The sequence below is a fragment of the Roseobacter sp. CCS2 genome (assembly GCF_000169435.1).
GTDB lineage: Bacteria > Pseudomonadota > Alphaproteobacteria > Rhodobacterales > Rhodobacteraceae > Yoonia.
On the sequence record NZ_AAYB01000003.1, the window covers coordinates 331340 to 347129 of the forward strand.

14 protein-coding genes are annotated in these 15790 nt (G+C 55.5%); 11 read left to right on the forward strand and 3 right to left on the reverse strand.

The window, feature by feature from the left end; translation table 11 throughout:
- Nucleotides 1-42 precede the first annotated feature (42 nt).
- On the forward strand, nucleotides 43-1125 hold the full coding sequence (locus RCCS2_RS12895) for a PA0069 family radical SAM protein (RefSeq protein ID WP_037294114.1): 1083 nt from the start codon (nucleotides 43-45) through the stop codon (nucleotides 1123-1125).
- A 256-nt stretch (nucleotides 1126-1381) separates the two neighbouring features.
- Here the strand turns inward: RCCS2_RS12895 and bmt are convergent, their stop codons facing one another.
- Nucleotides 1382-2398: a betaine--homocysteine S-methyltransferase gene (bmt, locus tag RCCS2_RS12900; protein ID WP_037294194.1), complete on the reverse strand. Its 1017-nt coding sequence runs from the start codon at nucleotides 2396-2398 to the stop codon at nucleotides 1382-1384.
- 151 nt (nucleotides 2399-2549) lie between these two features.
- Complete coding sequence (locus tag RCCS2_RS12905; protein ID WP_037294116.1) at nucleotides 2550-2864, reverse strand: DUF1476 domain-containing protein; 315 nt, start codon at nucleotides 2862-2864, stop codon at nucleotides 2550-2552.
- Between the two features lie 136 nt (nucleotides 2865-3000).
- Here RCCS2_RS12905 and purC point away from each other — a divergent pair, with 136 nt between their 5' ends.
- From purC to denD, 7 genes are all read left to right on the forward strand, one after another.
- On the forward strand, nucleotides 3001-3765 hold the full coding sequence (gene purC, locus RCCS2_RS12910) for a phosphoribosylaminoimidazolesuccinocarboxamide synthase (protein ID WP_008234905.1): 765 nt from the start codon (nucleotides 3001-3003) through the stop codon (nucleotides 3763-3765).
- Nucleotides 3766-3780: 15 nt separating this feature from the next.
- On the forward strand, nucleotides 3781-4011 hold the full coding sequence (purS, locus tag RCCS2_RS12915) for a phosphoribosylformylglycinamidine synthase subunit PurS (RefSeq protein ID WP_008234906.1): 231 nt from the start codon (nucleotides 3781-3783) through the stop codon (nucleotides 4009-4011).
- Entirely contained in the window at nucleotides 4011-4679 is a 669-nt protein-coding gene (purQ, locus tag RCCS2_RS12920) for a phosphoribosylformylglycinamidine synthase subunit PurQ (RefSeq protein WP_008234907.1), read from the forward strand. Before purS ends, purQ begins: the two co-directional genes overlap by 1 nt.
- Nucleotides 4680-4724: 45 nt before the next feature.
- On the forward strand, nucleotides 4725-6479 hold the full coding sequence (locus RCCS2_RS12925) for a sensor histidine kinase (RefSeq protein WP_050770818.1): 1755 nt from the start codon (nucleotides 4725-4727) through the stop codon (nucleotides 6477-6479).
- Nucleotides 6480-6489: 10 nt separating this feature from the next.
- Nucleotides 6490-7821: a sigma-54-dependent transcriptional regulator gene (locus RCCS2_RS12930; protein WP_037294117.1), complete on the forward strand. Its 1332-nt coding sequence runs from the start codon at nucleotides 6490-6492 to the stop codon at nucleotides 7819-7821.
- Nucleotides 7822-8237: 416 nt separating this feature from the next.
- Nucleotides 8238-10877 (forward strand): Rne/Rng family ribonuclease, encoded by a 2640-nt coding sequence (locus RCCS2_RS12935; RefSeq protein ID WP_008234911.1) that lies wholly within the window; start codon nucleotides 8238-8240, stop codon nucleotides 10875-10877.
- Nucleotides 10877-11845 carry a D-erythronate dehydrogenase gene (denD, locus tag RCCS2_RS12940; protein WP_008234912.1) on the forward strand — a complete coding sequence of 323 codons (969 nt, stop codon included), beginning with the start codon at nucleotides 10877-10879 and terminating at the stop codon, nucleotides 11843-11845. Before RCCS2_RS12935 ends, denD begins: the two co-directional genes overlap by 1 nt.
- On the opposite strand, the gene RCCS2_RS12945 is transcribed toward denD, so the two are convergent.
- On the reverse strand, nucleotides 11824-12051 hold the full coding sequence (locus RCCS2_RS12945; RefSeq protein ID WP_008234913.1) for a sulfurtransferase TusA family protein: 228 nt from the start codon (nucleotides 12049-12051) through the stop codon (nucleotides 11824-11826). The genes denD and RCCS2_RS12945 overlap by 22 nt on opposite strands.
- Before the next feature lie 107 nt (nucleotides 12052-12158).
- On the opposite strand from RCCS2_RS12945, the gene RCCS2_RS12950 reads away from it, so the two are divergent.
- The 3 genes from RCCS2_RS12950 to RCCS2_RS12960 are packed head-to-tail and all read left to right on the forward strand — an operon-like array spanning nucleotide 12159 to nucleotide 15571.
- The gene (locus tag RCCS2_RS12950; protein WP_008234914.1) at nucleotides 12159-12914 is read left to right on the forward strand and encodes a cytochrome c biogenesis CcdA family protein; all 756 of its coding nucleotides are present in this window, start codon (nucleotides 12159-12161) and stop codon (nucleotides 12912-12914) included.
- A 30-nt stretch (nucleotides 12915-12944) separates the two neighbouring features.
- A complete protein-coding gene (locus tag RCCS2_RS12955; RefSeq protein ID WP_008234915.1) occupies nucleotides 12945-14219 on the forward strand; it encodes a hypothetical protein in 1275 nt (424 codons plus the stop codon).
- The gene (locus RCCS2_RS12960) at nucleotides 14216-15571 is read left to right on the forward strand and encodes a cytochrome P450 (RefSeq protein ID WP_037294118.1); all 1356 of its coding nucleotides are present in this window, start codon (nucleotides 14216-14218) and stop codon (nucleotides 15569-15571) included. The genes RCCS2_RS12955 and RCCS2_RS12960 overlap by 4 nt, the downstream gene beginning before the upstream one ends.
- Nucleotides 15572-15790 lie beyond the last annotated feature (219 nt).

Genomic DNA, 15790 nt, shown 5'->3' on the forward strand with positions numbered 1-15790 from the left:
ACCTGTCATTGCGCATGTTCCTGAATTGTTCTAATAATGATTATGGATGATTTGCCGGTTCAGAAATCACATCGCATGCCGGGGCGGGCCGCAAGCTCTAACCCGGATGTGCGGTTCGACAGATTGCATGCCGAGGCGGTGGATGATGGCTGGGCGTCTGATGACGATCTGCCTATTTTGCGGACCGAGGTGACGGATGAAATTGCCCGTTCTGTGATATCGCGCAACACGTCGCCTGATTTATCGTTTGACCGCTCAATCAACCCTTATCGGGGGTGCGAACACGGGTGCATCTATTGCTTTGCTCGGCCCAGTCATGCGTTCCTGGGGCTGTCGCCGGGATTGGATTTTGAGACCAAACTGATCGCCCGCCCCAACGCGGCTGATCAGTTACGCAAAGAGTTGTCGCATCCGCGCTACGAACCCAAAATGCTCGCCATTGGCACCAATACTGATCCCTATCAGCCCATTGAAAAGACGCGTGAAATCATGCGCGGGGTGTTGGACGTCTTGCGCGATTTCAATCATCCCGTGGGGATTGTCACAAAGGGTACGTTGATCGAAAGAGATATTGATATCCTGGGCCCGATGGCGGCCAAGGGATTGGTCCGGGTGGGGGTTTCGATCACGACGCTTGATCCTCAGATATCACGCAAGATGGAACCACGGGTGCCAATGCCCGCCGCACGATTGCGCATAATTCGGCGGCTCACAGATGCCGGTATTCCGGTGCGGGTAATGGTTTCACCCGTCGTTCCGGCCCTGACGGATCATGAACTGGAGGCCATTTTAGCGGCGGCAAAAGACGCAGGTGCTGTTGCTGCGGCATCAATTGTGCTGCGGCTGCCGCGCGAGGTGGCCGGCCTTTTTCAAGACTGGCTGGCCGAACATTATCCAGACCGCGCCGCGCGCGTGATGGGCCGCGTGCGAGAATTGCATGGCGGCAAAGACTACGATCCGCATTTCGGCACGCGGATGGCCGGGCAGGGCGCTTGGGCTGCGATGATGAAACAGCGGTTTAGGTTGGCAACACGTAAACTGGATTTGGATCGATCTTTACCACCATTGCGCACTGACCTTTTTGCGCCGCCGCCGCAAACGGGCGATCAGCTCTCTCTTTTCTGACGTTTGTCTGGGTTGAATGTGTCGGAGCCTCCGGCGGAGGTATTTTGGAACATGAGAAGATATGTTCAGCATTTTTTAACCATGCTTTGGCAAGTTGGTGGCACGGTACAGGCTGAGGAGCCGATGGCCGTAACGTGAGAAGCCCCGCTTGGTCTGAGGACTGATGCGGGGTTTCCTTTAGGCCCTGTTTCACCTTCTCATGTTCTGAAATACCTCGGGGACGCCGCAGGCGGGGGCAGAGCCCCTTTGGACGTGACTATGCGCGCCGCCGTCTGCCCCGACGCGGCGATGCGGCAGGCCCTGCGCCATCTGTACCGTCAGACGCAGAGGAAAACCCACCAAGCGCCTGTGCGATTGCTTCCAATGACGGCGACGCCCCCTTTGGGCGTGTTTCCAGCGCTTCGCGCATGGCGCGCAGGTGTTCGGGTGTTGTGCCGCAACAGCCACCAATGATTGTTGCACCGCAATCACGGGCCAGCACTGCGTAGTCCGCCATCAGCGCAGGTGTCCCGTCATAGTGGATATGTCCGTCGTGATATTTGGGGATACCTGCGTTGCCTTTCGCGATGATCGGCAAAGTCGGATCAGCCGCCGCAAAGCCCAGCACCGTGCGCAACAAATCAGAAGCACCCACACCGCAGTTTGCCCCAAAGCCAAACGGCTGATGGGCAAGCTTGCCAACCTTCTTGACCATATCGGCCGAGGTGAGCCCCATCATGGTGCGGCCGGCCGTGTCAAAACTCATGGTCCCGCACCATGGCATGTCAGCCAGTGCAAACGCCTCAGAAGCTGCGGCAAATTCTTCCGGCGCGCTGATCGTCTCGACCCAAAGAACATCGGCGCCGCCAGCCTTTAAACCTTCGGCCTGTTCGTGGAACATCTCAACCGCGATTTCATGGGTCAGGCTGCCCATTGGGGCCATGATTTCACCCGTCGGGCCAACAGAGCCTGCGACGACGATAACCCGTTCAGAGGCGTCAGCAACCTCGCGTCCCAGTTCAGCAGCGGCTTTGTTCAGTTCTTTTACGCGCCCTTCGGCGCCATGCAGTTTTAACCGTGATGCATTTGCGCCGAAACTGTTGGTCAGAAAAATGTCGCTGCCCGCATCAGCCGCACCTTTGTAAAGCGCGATGATTTTTGCAGTTTCGTCGACGTTCCACATCTCGGGCGCGTCGCCTGACATCAGCCCCATGTTAAACAGGTTCGTTCCTGTCGCCCCATCCGCCATAAGCCAGTCACGGGTTTTCAGCAGATTTGAAAGAGCATTGGTCATCATGGCATCCTAACGCTAAGAGCATAAACATGCGTTCGCATGTCTACTGCGCCTGTGCAAATGCAAAGGTCGCATGTTGATTATGCACGAAATGATTAAGACCGCGCCGGGGTGGGCGCGGTTCTGATGTGTTTGCTTTAGAAAAGGTTTGTTAAATCTCGTCCATCAGCTGTGCTTTGGCTTTTGTCATCAGTTCGGCCATTTTGGCGCGGATTGTCGCCTCGTCTGCCTTGTCGCCCAGATCGCCTGATACCTTGCGATAGACGTCTTCATGTCCGGCTTCTTCAAAGTCTGATTTCACGACTTCTTTGGCATAATCGTCGGCGTCTGTACCCGTTTTACCCATCAAATCGGCCGCCCACAGCCCCAGCATTTTGTTGCGTCGCGCGTCAGCTTTGAACTGCATCTCAGCATCGTGGGCGAATTTGTTTTCAAACGCGTGTTCGCGATCGTCAAAGGTGCTCATGGGTTTGGCCTCTTGATTGGAATAACTGTTGCCTATGATATGCCCATCCCGGTGCTTGCCCGCAAGGGGGGCTTGCACTATGACGCGCATATGACACGGCCTGCTGCGGGCCGGACGCATGGGGCAAGGGATCAGTATGGCGCGCCGTAAGAAAATTTATGAAGGCAAGGCAAAGGTTCTTTATGAGGGCCCAGAGCCGGGCACATTTGTCCAATATTTCAAGGATGATGCGACGGCTTTTAATGCTGAGAAGAAAGAAGTGATCGAAGGCAAGGGCGTATTGAACAACCGTTTGTCCGAATTCTTTATGACCGGCCTTGGCCAACTTGGCATTCCCACACATTTTATCAAACGTCTGAACATGCGCGAACAGTTGATCCGCCAAGCCGAAATTATTCCGCTTGAGGTGATCGTGCGCAACTTTGCCGCCGGCACAATGGCCAAGCGCATGGGCATGGAAGAGGGCACCGCACTGCCGCGTCCGGTTGTCGAGTTTTCCTACAAGGACGACAGCCTTGGTGACCCGCTGGTTCCAGAGGAATATATCATCGCTTTTGGCTGGGCTTCGCAGCAGGAAATGGATGATATTGTCAGCCTTGCCTTGCGTGTGAATGACTGGATGTCCGGTGTCATGTATGGCGTCGGGATCAAACTGGTTGATTTCAAAATTGAGATTGGCCGCGTTTGGGATAATGATTTCCAGCGCCTGATTTTGGCGGATGAGATTAGCCCCGATAGCTGCCGGTTGTGGGACATCGAAACAGGTCAAAAGCTGGATAAGGATGTCTTCCGCCGCGATCTGGGCAATTTGACCGATGCCTATACCGAAGTGGCCAAGCGTTTAGGCGTCATGCCGTCCAATGTGACCCACACGAACACCAAGCCTACCTTGATCAACTAAAAGGACCGCAATCCGATGAAAGCCCGCGTACATGTGATGTTGAAAAACGGCGTTCTTGATCCCCAGGGCGAGGCCGTGCGCCACGCGCTGGGTAGTCTGGGTTTTGACGGGGTTGAGGGCGTGCGCCAAGGCAAGATCATTGAACTTGATCTGGCGGATGGCACATCCGAGGACATGATTAGTGAGATGTGTGAAAAGCTACTCGCCAATACGGTCATCGAAAGCTACCGCGTCGAGGTGCTGTGATGCGCGCGGCTGTTATCGTTTTTCCGGGATCAAACTGTGACCGTGACATGGCTGTGGCGCTGAAGGCGGCGGGTGCCGAGGTCAGCATGGTCTGGCACAAGGATGCCAGCCTCCCTGACGATGTTGATCTGGTTGCCGTGCCAGGTGGGTTTTCCTTTGGTGATTATCTGCGCTGCGGCGCGATTGCCGCGCAGTCGCCGATTTGTAAGGCGGTCGTGAACCACGCAGACCGCGGTGGTTATGTATTGGGTGTTTGCAATGGCTTTCAGGTTCTGACCGAAACAGGCCTTTTGCCGGGGGTGTTGATGCGCAATGCCAACCTCAAGTTTGTTTGCAAAACCGTTGATTTAAAGGTGGAAACATCAGCATCGGCCTATACAGAAGGCTATAATGCTGGTGATATCGTGGGGTATCCCGTGGCCCATCATGATGGCAATTACACGGTGGATGACAGCACGTTGTCAGGGCTCAAATCGGACGACCGGATTGCCTTTACCTATGGCGATAACCCCAACGGCTCTGTCGCTGATATCGCGGGGGTCTTGTCAGAAAATCGCCGTGTTCTTGGTATGATGCCACACCCGGAACGTGCCGTTGACGCAGGGCACGGCGGCACTGACGGACAGGCGCTTTTCCGCGGGTTGGTTGGGCAACTCGCGCAGGCCTGATCTGATCTGCTTGCTGCAAATAGGGTGTACCCCTAGACTACGCGTATGATGCGGTTTGGAAAACTCTCTAGCAATAAAAGCCGGGGCAGGTGGTACTTGCGCCTTGCGGTGCTTGTGATCAGCCTTTTGGCGGTCATTGTGATCTACGTGTCCAATCAACTGCTGACCCAACGGTTTACTGAAACGATCAGTAACCGTTCAGAGGTACGGTTGGCGCTGTATGTAACCAACCTGATGAATGAGCTGCAGCGCAATTCGGTTGTGCCGCAATTGCTGTCGCGCGACCCGCAACTGATTAACGCGCTGGAAGATCGCAACTATTCGCAATCTACCGCGCGTCTGCTGTCATTTGTTGATGAAATCGGTGCGGCTTCTTTAACCTTGCTTGATCGGGATGGGCGGGCTGTTGCAGCGACTGATCGCAACGAAATTGGTGCAGACCATCGCAATACCCCATATTTTGTTGATGCTTTGCGCAACAATCAGACTGTTTATACCACCTATCAGAACGACGAAGGGGCTTACGCCTATATCTATTCGCGCCAGATTGAGGTGGCAGGTGATCTGCTTGGTGTGATCATGGTCGAAGTCGACGGCCAAAGGCTTGAGACCGGCTGGGCGGGTGTGTCTGATGCGGTTCTTGTGATGGACAGCGAAGGCACGATCATCATGGCAACAGAACCGCGCTGGCGTGGTCTGGTTGAAGAAGATGCCTTGGCCCGGCAATCGGCGCCCTCGGCGATTGAGCGAGCCATTCGCGCCACCCAAGGCTGGGCGGCCCTGCCAGCTGATGCCTATTTGCGGGGCGAGGCTGTGTTGCGCCGCGAAATGCGCGTGCCACACCAAGGTTGGCGCATGGTCAGCTATACCACCTACACATCCGTAAGAGAGCGGGTGAATGGGATCCTTGCGCTTGAGGTGATGGGATTCGCGATTTTGCTGGCGTTGCTGTTTTGGTCGGCATCACGGCGCACGGCGTCGCGGTTGGTTTTCTTTCAACGCGAGTCAGCAGAGCTTCGCGCATTGAACCGCAGGCTACAGCGGGAAATTGCCGAACGCGAAAAGGTCGAAAAGACCCTTGAGGTGGCTGAACAGACGATTGCGCAGTCATCAAAACTGGCCGCTTTGGGTGAAATGTCAGCTGCCGTCAGCCACGAGTTGAACCAGCCATTGGCGGCGATGAAAACCTATCTGGCCGGTGCACGCCTGCTGCTGCAACGTGAACGGCCAGAAGAGGCGCTATCGTCGTTCCAGCGCATTGACGATTTGCTGGAACGGATGGGCGCGATCACACGTCAGTTAAAGTCCTATGCCCGCAAAGGCTCAGAAGCGTTTGAGCCTGTAGATACAAGGGCTGCGGTGTCCACAGCACTGGCCTTGATGGAACCACAACTGAAAACTCGGGCTGTCAATATTATCCGCACTTTGCCCAATGAACCGGTCATGATCATGGGTGACAGGCTGCGGCTGGAACAGGTAATTATTAACCTATTGCGCAATGCATTGGACGCCACGAAATCTGCGGCCAACCCGACGATTGAAATCCTGTTGGCGGCGGGTGATACGGTCAGCATTCAGATCCGTGATAATGGCGAAGGCATCGAAAACCTCGATGATCTGTTTGAGCCGTTTTACACAACGAAACAACCTGGTGATGGCGTGGGTCTTGGGCTTGCTATCTCCTCTGGCATCGTAAACGATTTAGGTGGGCGCCTGACCGCGCGAAACGCGGTTGATGGCGGGGCTATATTCGAGGTGCAACTGCCAACCATAAGGCAGGATGTCGCCGCGGCAGAGTAAGGAAAAGATCATGAATAAAGTCATGAAGATCGCAATTGTCGATGACGAAAAAGACATGCGTCAGTCGATTTCACAGTGGTTGGCACTGTCCGGTTTTGACACCGAGACATTTGCGTCGGCTGAGGATGCACTCAAGGGGCTGGGCAATGATTACCCCGGTATCGTCGTCAGCGATATCAAGATGCCTGGCATGGATGGCATGCAGTTTCTTAAAAAGCTCAAAGGCGTGGACAGTTCATTGCCTGTGATCATGATCACAGGTCACGGTGATGTGCCGATGGCGGTTGAGGCGATGCGCGTTGGTGCGTTCGATTTCCTGGAAAAACCGTTTAACCCGGACCGCATGACAGAGCTGGCCAAAAAGGCCACGTCTGCGCGCCGTCTGACATTGGATAATCGCGCATTGCGCAAAGAATTGTCTGATGGATCTGCTTTGATCAAAAAACTGATCGGGCAATCTCCCCCGATGGAGCGTCTGAAAGAGGATATCCTTGATCTGGGGCAGGCTGACGGCCATGTGCTGGTCGAAGGTGAGACGGGGACTGGCAAAACGCTGGTTGCCCACGCGCTGCATGCGGTGGGGGCGCGCGCGAACAAGAAATTCGTGTTGCTCAGCTGTTCTGCTTATGACGAAGAAACCCTTGGCCGCATTATTTTTGGTCCGGCGAATGATGACGAACCGATCCCGGCAATGGAAGAGGCGCGCGGCGGCACACTGGTGCTAGAAGACATTGAGGCGCTGAGCCATTCGTTGCAGGCCCGCCTTCTGACGGCCATCAATGACCAAGGCACACCTGCCGAGACGCGGATCGTTGCGATCTGTAATCTGCAAGAGCAGGACCAAACCTGCGAAAGCGTCTTACGTCCGGACCTGTTTTACCGCCTTGCAGCTTTGCGCATTACCGTGCCGCCATTGCGTCAGCGTGGTGAGGACATCCTGACGCTGTTCACCCGTCTGGGTGAGCAGTTCGCCGAAGAATATGGTTGTGATGCGCCAGAGGTAAGCGCGCAGGAAGCAGCCCAATTGTTGCAGGCCCCATGGCCCGGCAACGTGCGCCAGCTGATCAATGTGGCCGAGCGTGCGGTGCTGCAAAACCGCCGCGGCACGGGGTCTATCGCGTCGCTGCTGATGGCGGATACCGAAGAAATGAAGCCTGCGATGACGACCGAGGGTAAACCGCTCAAGGAATTCGTCGAGGCGTTTGAACGGATGCTGATAGACAATACGATGCGCCGCCACAAAGGCTCTATCGTATCGGTGATGGAAGAACTCTGTCTGCCACGCCGGACACTGAACGAGAAAATGGCCAAGTATGGCCTGCAGCGGTCCGATTATCTGTAGCAAAAACCATCAAATTCGGTTTCTGATCAGGCACTTTGCACGCAACCACTTGTGCAAGGTGCCTTTCGTCCCTTATGTATTGAATACGGATGCTCGCGCAGCAGTTGCGCGGTGACAGCCGATAGAGATTCTCTGTTTCGCTTTTGGTCACGACCTTATGCAGAACAGCTGATTTGATCCTACGGGATCAGAAGAACGCCACGGATCGTGCGATACCGCCGACCGGGCCATGAATGGGCTTCAGCACAGCTGAGGTCGGAGAAGAAACGCGATGCAAAGCGCGCAAAACATGAGGCAAGATGCAGCCGCCCCAAGGGGCGCTGGTACGGCCCGCGCGCAGATCGCCTTAAATAGACATGTAACACGGACAACCGCGCCTCCTGGGGCGCCGCCGGGGTTATGTGCGAACGGACACAATGCCAAAGAAAATGCTTATCGATGCCACACACGCGGAAGAAACCCGCGTTGTTGTGGTCGACGGAAACAAAGTCGAAGAATTTGATTTCGAAAGCCAGTTCAAGCGTCAGCTTGCAGGCAACATCTACCTTGCAAAGGTAACACGCGTAGAACCATCGCTGCAGGCCGCGTTTGTGGACTATGGCGGAAATCGCCACGGGTTCTTGGCCTTCTCGGAAATCCATCCGGATTACTATCAGATCCCGGTCGCAGACCGTGAGGCGCTGATTGCCGAAGAAAAAGCCTATGCTGAAAGCCTAAAGGCCGAAGCGGAAGCCGAAGAAGAAAAACCAAAACCCAAGCGTCGCCGCCGCAGTAAAGCCAAAGCGGCCGAGGTTGAGGGTGATGATGCGGTCGTCACTGGTGAGGTTGAAACGCCTGAGGAAGAAACCTCTGGCGATATCGCCGGTATGGAAACCATTGATCTGGATGACAGCGAAGAGGGCAGCTCGCCCATGGAGCTTGTCGCCGAGACGCCAGTTGAAACACCTGCCGCCGGTGAAGACGAAGATGACGACGAGGATGAGCAGCCAAAGGCTGATCCCAAGTCCAAGGACGAAACCATCGAAAGTGTCGCCGAAGAAGACGACACTGACGAGGTGCGCCCGGTCCGCAAGCCGCGCCCGAAGCGGTATAAGATCCAGGAAGTTATCAAGGTTCGCCAGATCCTGCTGATCCAGGTCGTGAAAGAAGAGCGCGGCAACAAAGGTGCGGCACTGACCACATACCTGTCGCTTGCTGGCCGTTACTGCGTTCTGATGCCGAATACCGCCCGTGGTGGCGGGATCAGCCGCAAGATCACGAATGCCGCTGACCGCAAAAAGCTGAAAGAGATTGCGAATTCCATGACTGTGCCGGATGGCGCTGGCCTGATTATTCGCACCGCTGGGTCCCAGCGCACCAAGGCCGAGATCAAGCGCGACTACGAATACCTGCAACGCATGTGGGAACAGATCCGCGAACTGACGCTGAAATCAACGGCACCCGCCAAGATTTACGAAGAGGGCGACCTGATCAAACGGTCCATCCGCGATCTTTATTCCAAAGAGATCGACGAGGTGATCGTGGCGGGCGAGGCGGGTTATCGTACCGCCAAGGACTTCATGAAAATGATCATGCCGTCCCATGCCAAGAACGTGAAATTCTATACCGAGCAACTGCCGCTTTATGCGCGTTATCAGGTCGAAGGCTATCTGAACGGCATGTTCAACCCGACCGTACAATTGCCGTCGGGTGGTTACATCGTGATTGGAATTACCGAAGCGCTGGTGGCGATTGATGTGAACTCTGGTCGGGCGACCAAAGAAGGCTCGATCGAGCAAACGGCGACCAAGACCAACCTTGAAGCTGCCGACGAAGTGGCGCGTCAGTTGCGCTTGCGTGACCTTGCGGGCCTGATCGTCATCGACTTTATCGATATGGATGAACGTCGCAACAACGCGGCCGTTGAAAAGCGTTTCAAAGATAAGCTCAAGACGGACCGCGCCCGTATTCAAGTGGGTCGCATTTCGGGTTTTGGCCTGATGGAAATGTCGCGCCAGCGTTTGCGTCCAGGCATGTTGGAAGCGACCACACAGATGTGTTCGCACTGTCATGGAACCGGTCTGTTGCGCTCTGACGATAACGTCGCACTCTCGATCCTGCGTGCCTTGGAAGAAGAAGGCGTGCGCGGCCGATCCAAAGAGGTGCTGATTAAAGCGCCGATTTCCATTGCCAATTTCCTGATGAATGGCAAACGCGAACATATCGCCGATATCGAGGCGCGTTATGGCATGTCCGTGCGGATCGAATGTGATCCGACGATGGTGTCGCCTGACTATGCGATTGAAAAGTTCAAGACAGCCACGCGCGTGGTCCCTGATGCAGCGCCGTTTGTCAGCTCTGCTGTGATGATGGACGATGATGAAGACGATAATGCTGGTATCATCGTCGATGCTGATGTGGCTGAGGAAACCAACACCAATGCCGAAACCGTTGATGGCGAGGACCGGCCCAAGCGCAAGCGCCGTCGGCGCCGGCGTCGCCGGGGTGGTGGCGGCGGAAATGCCGACAACCAGAACGGTCAGAACCAGAACGGTGACAATGCCGAAGGTGATGCAGAAGCCGCGCCAGCGGAGGCAGCGACTGATACACCCGCCGATAAGGTTGCTGAGGATGCGCCCGCGCCAGAGGCGAAACCAAAACGTACACGGACGCGGCGCAAGAAAGCTGAGCCTGCTGCAGAGGATGCGGTAGAAACGCCAGCAGAAAAACCCGCTGAGGAGGTCGCAGAGGACAAACCTGCACCCAAGAAGCGGACGCGCCGTAAGAAGGCTGAACCGAAAGAGGAAGCTGTCGCTGAGGTAGACGCCAAAACACCAGCTGCTGAGGCTGAACCCGATGCAATAGAGGAAAAACCAAAGCCAAAGCGCCGCAGCAGGGCCAAGCCAAAAGCAGAAGCTGCACCTGTTGAGGCCGCAGAGGAGGTCGTTGCGGAAACGCCACCTGAACCAAAAGCTGAACCAAAAGCTGAACCAAAGCCTGCGCCTGAACCAAAGGCTGAGACAGCACCAGCAGAAGACAAGCCCAAGCGTAAGGGCTGGTGGTCGCTCGGGCGCTGATGTCTGGCAGTATTGTTATCACAGGGGGCTGCGGCTTTTTAGGCGCGGCCCTTGCCCAACGGATCGTTGATAAGGGTGTCACGTTGCCCGATGGGCGACATCTGGCGGCACCGCAGGTCCAGCTTTGGGATTTGCCGAACGCACGTGTGCCGGTTTTGCCGAACGTGACTTTCAATGCCATTGATATTACCGATAAAGATGCTGTTGTGGCTGCAATGCCTGACGATATCGCCTTGGTGTATCACCTCGCCGCCGTGGTCAGTGGGCAGGCAGAGGCGGATTATGATCTGGGGATGAAGATCAACTTAGGTGGCACCAATACTGTGCTTGAGGCGGTGAAAGAGATACGCCCCGGCGTGCCTGTGATCGGGACCTCGTCTTTGGCTGTCTATGGCGGCAACCCGCAAGAGCCGCTTAGTGAAGCCACGCAAATTCAGCCGCAAAACACCTATGGTGTGACCAAAGCGATGGCCGAACTGGTCATGGCAGACTATCGCAGGCGCGGTTGGGTTGATGCACGCACATTGCGTTTGCCCACCATCACCGTTCGGCCAGGCACGCCGAATGCAGCAGCGTCGTCTTTCGCCTCTTCCATTATTCGCGAACCGCTTGGCGGTGTGCCTGCGATTTGCCCGGTTCATCCTGATATGGCGCTTTGGGTGGCTTCACCTGACGCGGCCGTTGCCGCTTTGTGGCATGCGCCATCCGTTTCAGACGACGATTGGCCCGCCTTTGGCGCGGTCAATGTGCCCGGCTTACAGGTGCAGGTGTTCAGCATGATTGCCGCGTTGCGCGCCCGCGCTGGTGATGGCACGGCTGATTTGATTGAAATGAAGCCGGATCAGAAGATCATTGATATCGTGGGTACGTGGCCGACGTTGTTTGATACCAGCCTCGCGCAATCGCTTGGCTTTCAAGGGGACGCTGGCTTTGATGCGATCCTTGATCAGGCTTTCTTGATGAAATAAAGCTGGCCATCGGTCACATCTTGCGTGCTGACCAACTCGTGCCCGGCCTCATTACAGAAATGCGGCACATCTATCACCGCCGCAGGATCATCGGCCAAGACGCGTAAAACCTGACCGGATGTCAACGCTTGCAATCGTTTGCGCGCTTTGAGAACGGGCAGGGGGCAAAGCAACCCTTTTGCATCAAGATCAGCGTCATATGTCATACCGTCTGAGGTATGTGTGATGTTTCATTTTGTCCACCAAGTTGTGACATCTTGGGCCGTGACGAATTGCCCGCGCTCGCTTAGGTAGGATGCAAAGGAAGACATGCATGCTCGACACCGCCCTGATTTTTGATGCAGCATTGCTGCCAGCGATGCTGATTGCGATGCTGGCGGGTATTTTGTCATTCCTGAGCCCTTGTGTGCTGCCGGTTGTGCCACCCTACCTTGCCTATATGGGCGGTGTATCTGTCAGCGAGATGGAGGAAACCAAGACGGCCCGCAGACGCGTTTTTGTTTCGGCAATATTCTTTGTTCTTGGACTGTCCACAATTTTTCTTTTGCTCGGCCTCGCGTTTTCGACAATGGGCCGGATGCTGTTGCAGGTACAGGATTGGTTTGTGATTGTCGCTGGCGCGCTGATCATGGTCCTTGGCGCGCATTTCGTGGGTGTGTTCCGTATTGGTTTTCTGGACCGCGAATTGCGGGTTGATGCTGGTGACAAAGGCGGATCCGCCTTTGGTGCCTATCTTCTTGGTCTGGCATTTGCGTTCGGGTGGACGCCTTGCCTGGGTCCGATCCTTGGGGCGATCCTTAGCCTTGCCGCGTCAGAGGCGGATGTTTCGCGTGGTACGGTTTTGTTGGCGGTCTATGCCCTTGGCCTTGGTATTCCGTTTTTGCTGGTCGCTGCGTTCTTCCCACGTCTAAAGGGCGTGATGGGCTGGATGAAGCGGCATATGGACCGGATTGAAAAGGTGTCGGGCCTGCTTTTGTGGACTGTTGGCCTGATGATGATGACCGGCCAATTCGCGGCTTTCAGCTATTGGCTGCTTGAGCGCTTTCCAGCGCTGGCTTTAATCGGCTAACCTGCGTCCAAGCATCAGCAAGGGACGGCGATGAGCGCGCAATCAAGGCAAGTCAGCAAACGGCGTGTATTTCATATTCCTGGCTATGATCCGATGCCGCCTCGGCGCTACCGCGAGCTTTATCGCACCGAAGGGGCCGCGCAGTCTAAGATCAGCGGTTATGAAGTTGGGGTCAAGGCTGACAGGTCAGACAATACTTTTCGTTGGACCGTTGGCGCGCGCATTGACGGACAATCCGTGTTGACGCAAGTTGATGTGCTGGTCTGGGCCGATATCGTGCGTGACAGCATGGCGCAATCGATCCCCGCAACCTATTGGCAATTGGTGCAGACCGCATGGACCTATATCAGCACCGGCACCTTGCGCCGCCTGATGTGGATGCGCAAAGGGCCTGTGATTGCAGCCCTTTATCCTGTGGTCATGTTGCTGGGACAATTGATTTTGGCACTTGTTGCGGGGTCGTTGATCGGGGGGTGGACGCAGGGTTTGATCATGGCCGCACTGGATTTGATCGGCGTTAGTGACGGCACTTTTTTTGATGCAACGGCGTGGATCGCTTGGGGGATCAATTGGGCGCTGTTCATTGGCATCATTGTCGCCGTGCTACGCTGGTGCAAGGCGCGGGATAACAAGCTTTTTGCCTATTATTTGATGCATGACTACGCCTATTCGGCACAAAAGCGCGGTGCAAATCCGCCAGAGTTGGAAGACCGCATGAAAACCTTCGGCGCGATCATTGCAGATGCATTGGCCATGGACGGTGATGAAGTGTTGATCGTTGGGCATTCATCAGGCGCGCATCTGGCAGTATCAATAATTGCCGATCTTGTGCGTGGTGGGCACGTGCGTGCGGATGGACCGAAATTGGCATTCCTGTCATTGGGGCAGGTTGTGCCTATGGTGTCGTTTCTGCCGCGCGCGCGCCGGTTGCGCAGCGATCTGGCGTTCCTGTCAACGCGGGACGATCTGACGTGGGTTGATGTGTCTGCGCCCGGTGACGGGTGTTGCTTTGCGCTTTGCGATCCTGTGGCGGTGACGGGCGTTGCACCTGATGACCAGCGCTGGCCTTTGGTGATTTCAGCGGCCTTCACACAAAGCCTGTCACCTGCGCGCTGGAAAGAGCTGCGCTGGCGGTTCTTTCGGCTGCATTTTCAGTATCTGTGCGCCTTTGATCATCCCAAGGACTATGATTATTTTCAGATCACGGCGGGGCCACTATTGCTGGCTGATCGTTTTGCCGGGCGCAAACCGTCAGGGTCACGCATTCATGTGCCGGTATCCAAATACACGTCGCTGATGCCATGATATCGCGGCCACCCAAGCCACCATCGCGACCTGATAAGGTTTCGCTTTGGCGTTACATGCGGCTGTTTCGCAAGGACATCCTGTCGGCCCAGCCTGCCAAGCTGTATCGCGCATGGATGGCAGAATTTCGGACGCCATTCTTTCGCAGTTATCTGGTCAATGACCCGGCCTTGATCAAAAAGGTGTTAACCCAAAACCCGGACGCTTTTCCAAAATCTGATCGGATCGGTGCGGGCCTGCGCCCTTTGCTTGGCAACAGCGTGTTTTTGACCAATGGCGAAGACTGGAAGCGGCAGCGCCGGATCATTGATCCTGCCTTTGCGGGGGGACGGCTGCACGACACGTACCCCGGCATTTGCGATGCTGCTGCCGCTGGTGTGGCAAGGCTGGCTGCAAAGGCCGACGATACACCACAAGAGATTGAGGCGATCACCAGTCATATCGCGGCGGATGTTATCTTTCGCACGCTGTTTTCGATCCCGATTGAGGATGAAACAGCGCAAGAGGTGTTTGAAGCCTTTCGCACATATCAGCGCACACAACCCATTCTGAACCTCGCGGCCTTTGTCCGTGGGCCTGCCTGGATGCCCCGCTTTTTTCGGTCAAGAACCCGATCGACTGCACGGCAAATCCGCACGCTGATTACCAAACTCACGCAGGATCGGTTGGATCTTATCGCGACAGGGGACGCGCCTGATGATCTGGCGACCAAGATATTGACCACAAAGGATCCTGTGACCGGCCAAACCTTTACCCTTGATGAAATGGTTGATCAGGTCGCGATCTTTTTTCTGGCAGGTCATGAAACAAGCGCCTCGGCCTTGGCATGGGCGCTTTATCTGTTGGCCACACATCCCGCGTGGCAAGAGGCCGTTGCCCAAGAGGCCGCATCTTTCAGCGGCGCATTTGGCGATTTGTCCAATTTAAAGCAGACGCGCGATGTGTTTCGCGAAACACTCAGGCTATATCCCCCGGTCCCTATGATGGTGCGCGAGGCCACAGAGGCCGAAACTTTTCGTGGACGTCAGGTAAGGCCGGGGTCGCAGGTGGTTTTGTCGCCATGGCATCTGCACCGGCACACCCGCCTGTGGGACAATCCAGATGGCTTTGATCCGTCACGGTGGGAGACTGAAAATGGGAAGACCTGCGCGCGCGATGCTTACATGCCATTCTCTGCCGGGCCGCGGATTTGCTCTGGCGCGGGTTTTGCTTTGATCGAAGGGACGGTTGTTCTGGCACATTTGCTTGCGCATTACGCGTTTGCCCCCGTGGAAGGGCGTGACCCAGTGCCAGTCGCCCATCTAACTGTGCGCGCAGAGGATGGCATATGGCTTCGAATCGCGCCGCGTTAACCTGATTCTGTTTCTGATATGCCTACAGAACAGGCGTTAACCTTTGAAAATGGCATAAGTAGAAACACAAATGTGGCAGGTTTGCGTAACATTTTTACTACTACTTAAGCGTTAACATAACAAAAACAGATACTTAGATGGTAGTGGCCCCGTTTAACTAAAAATGGCGGAATTGCACGGTTGCCTGAATTATGTCATACCTACATTAACAACTTAGAT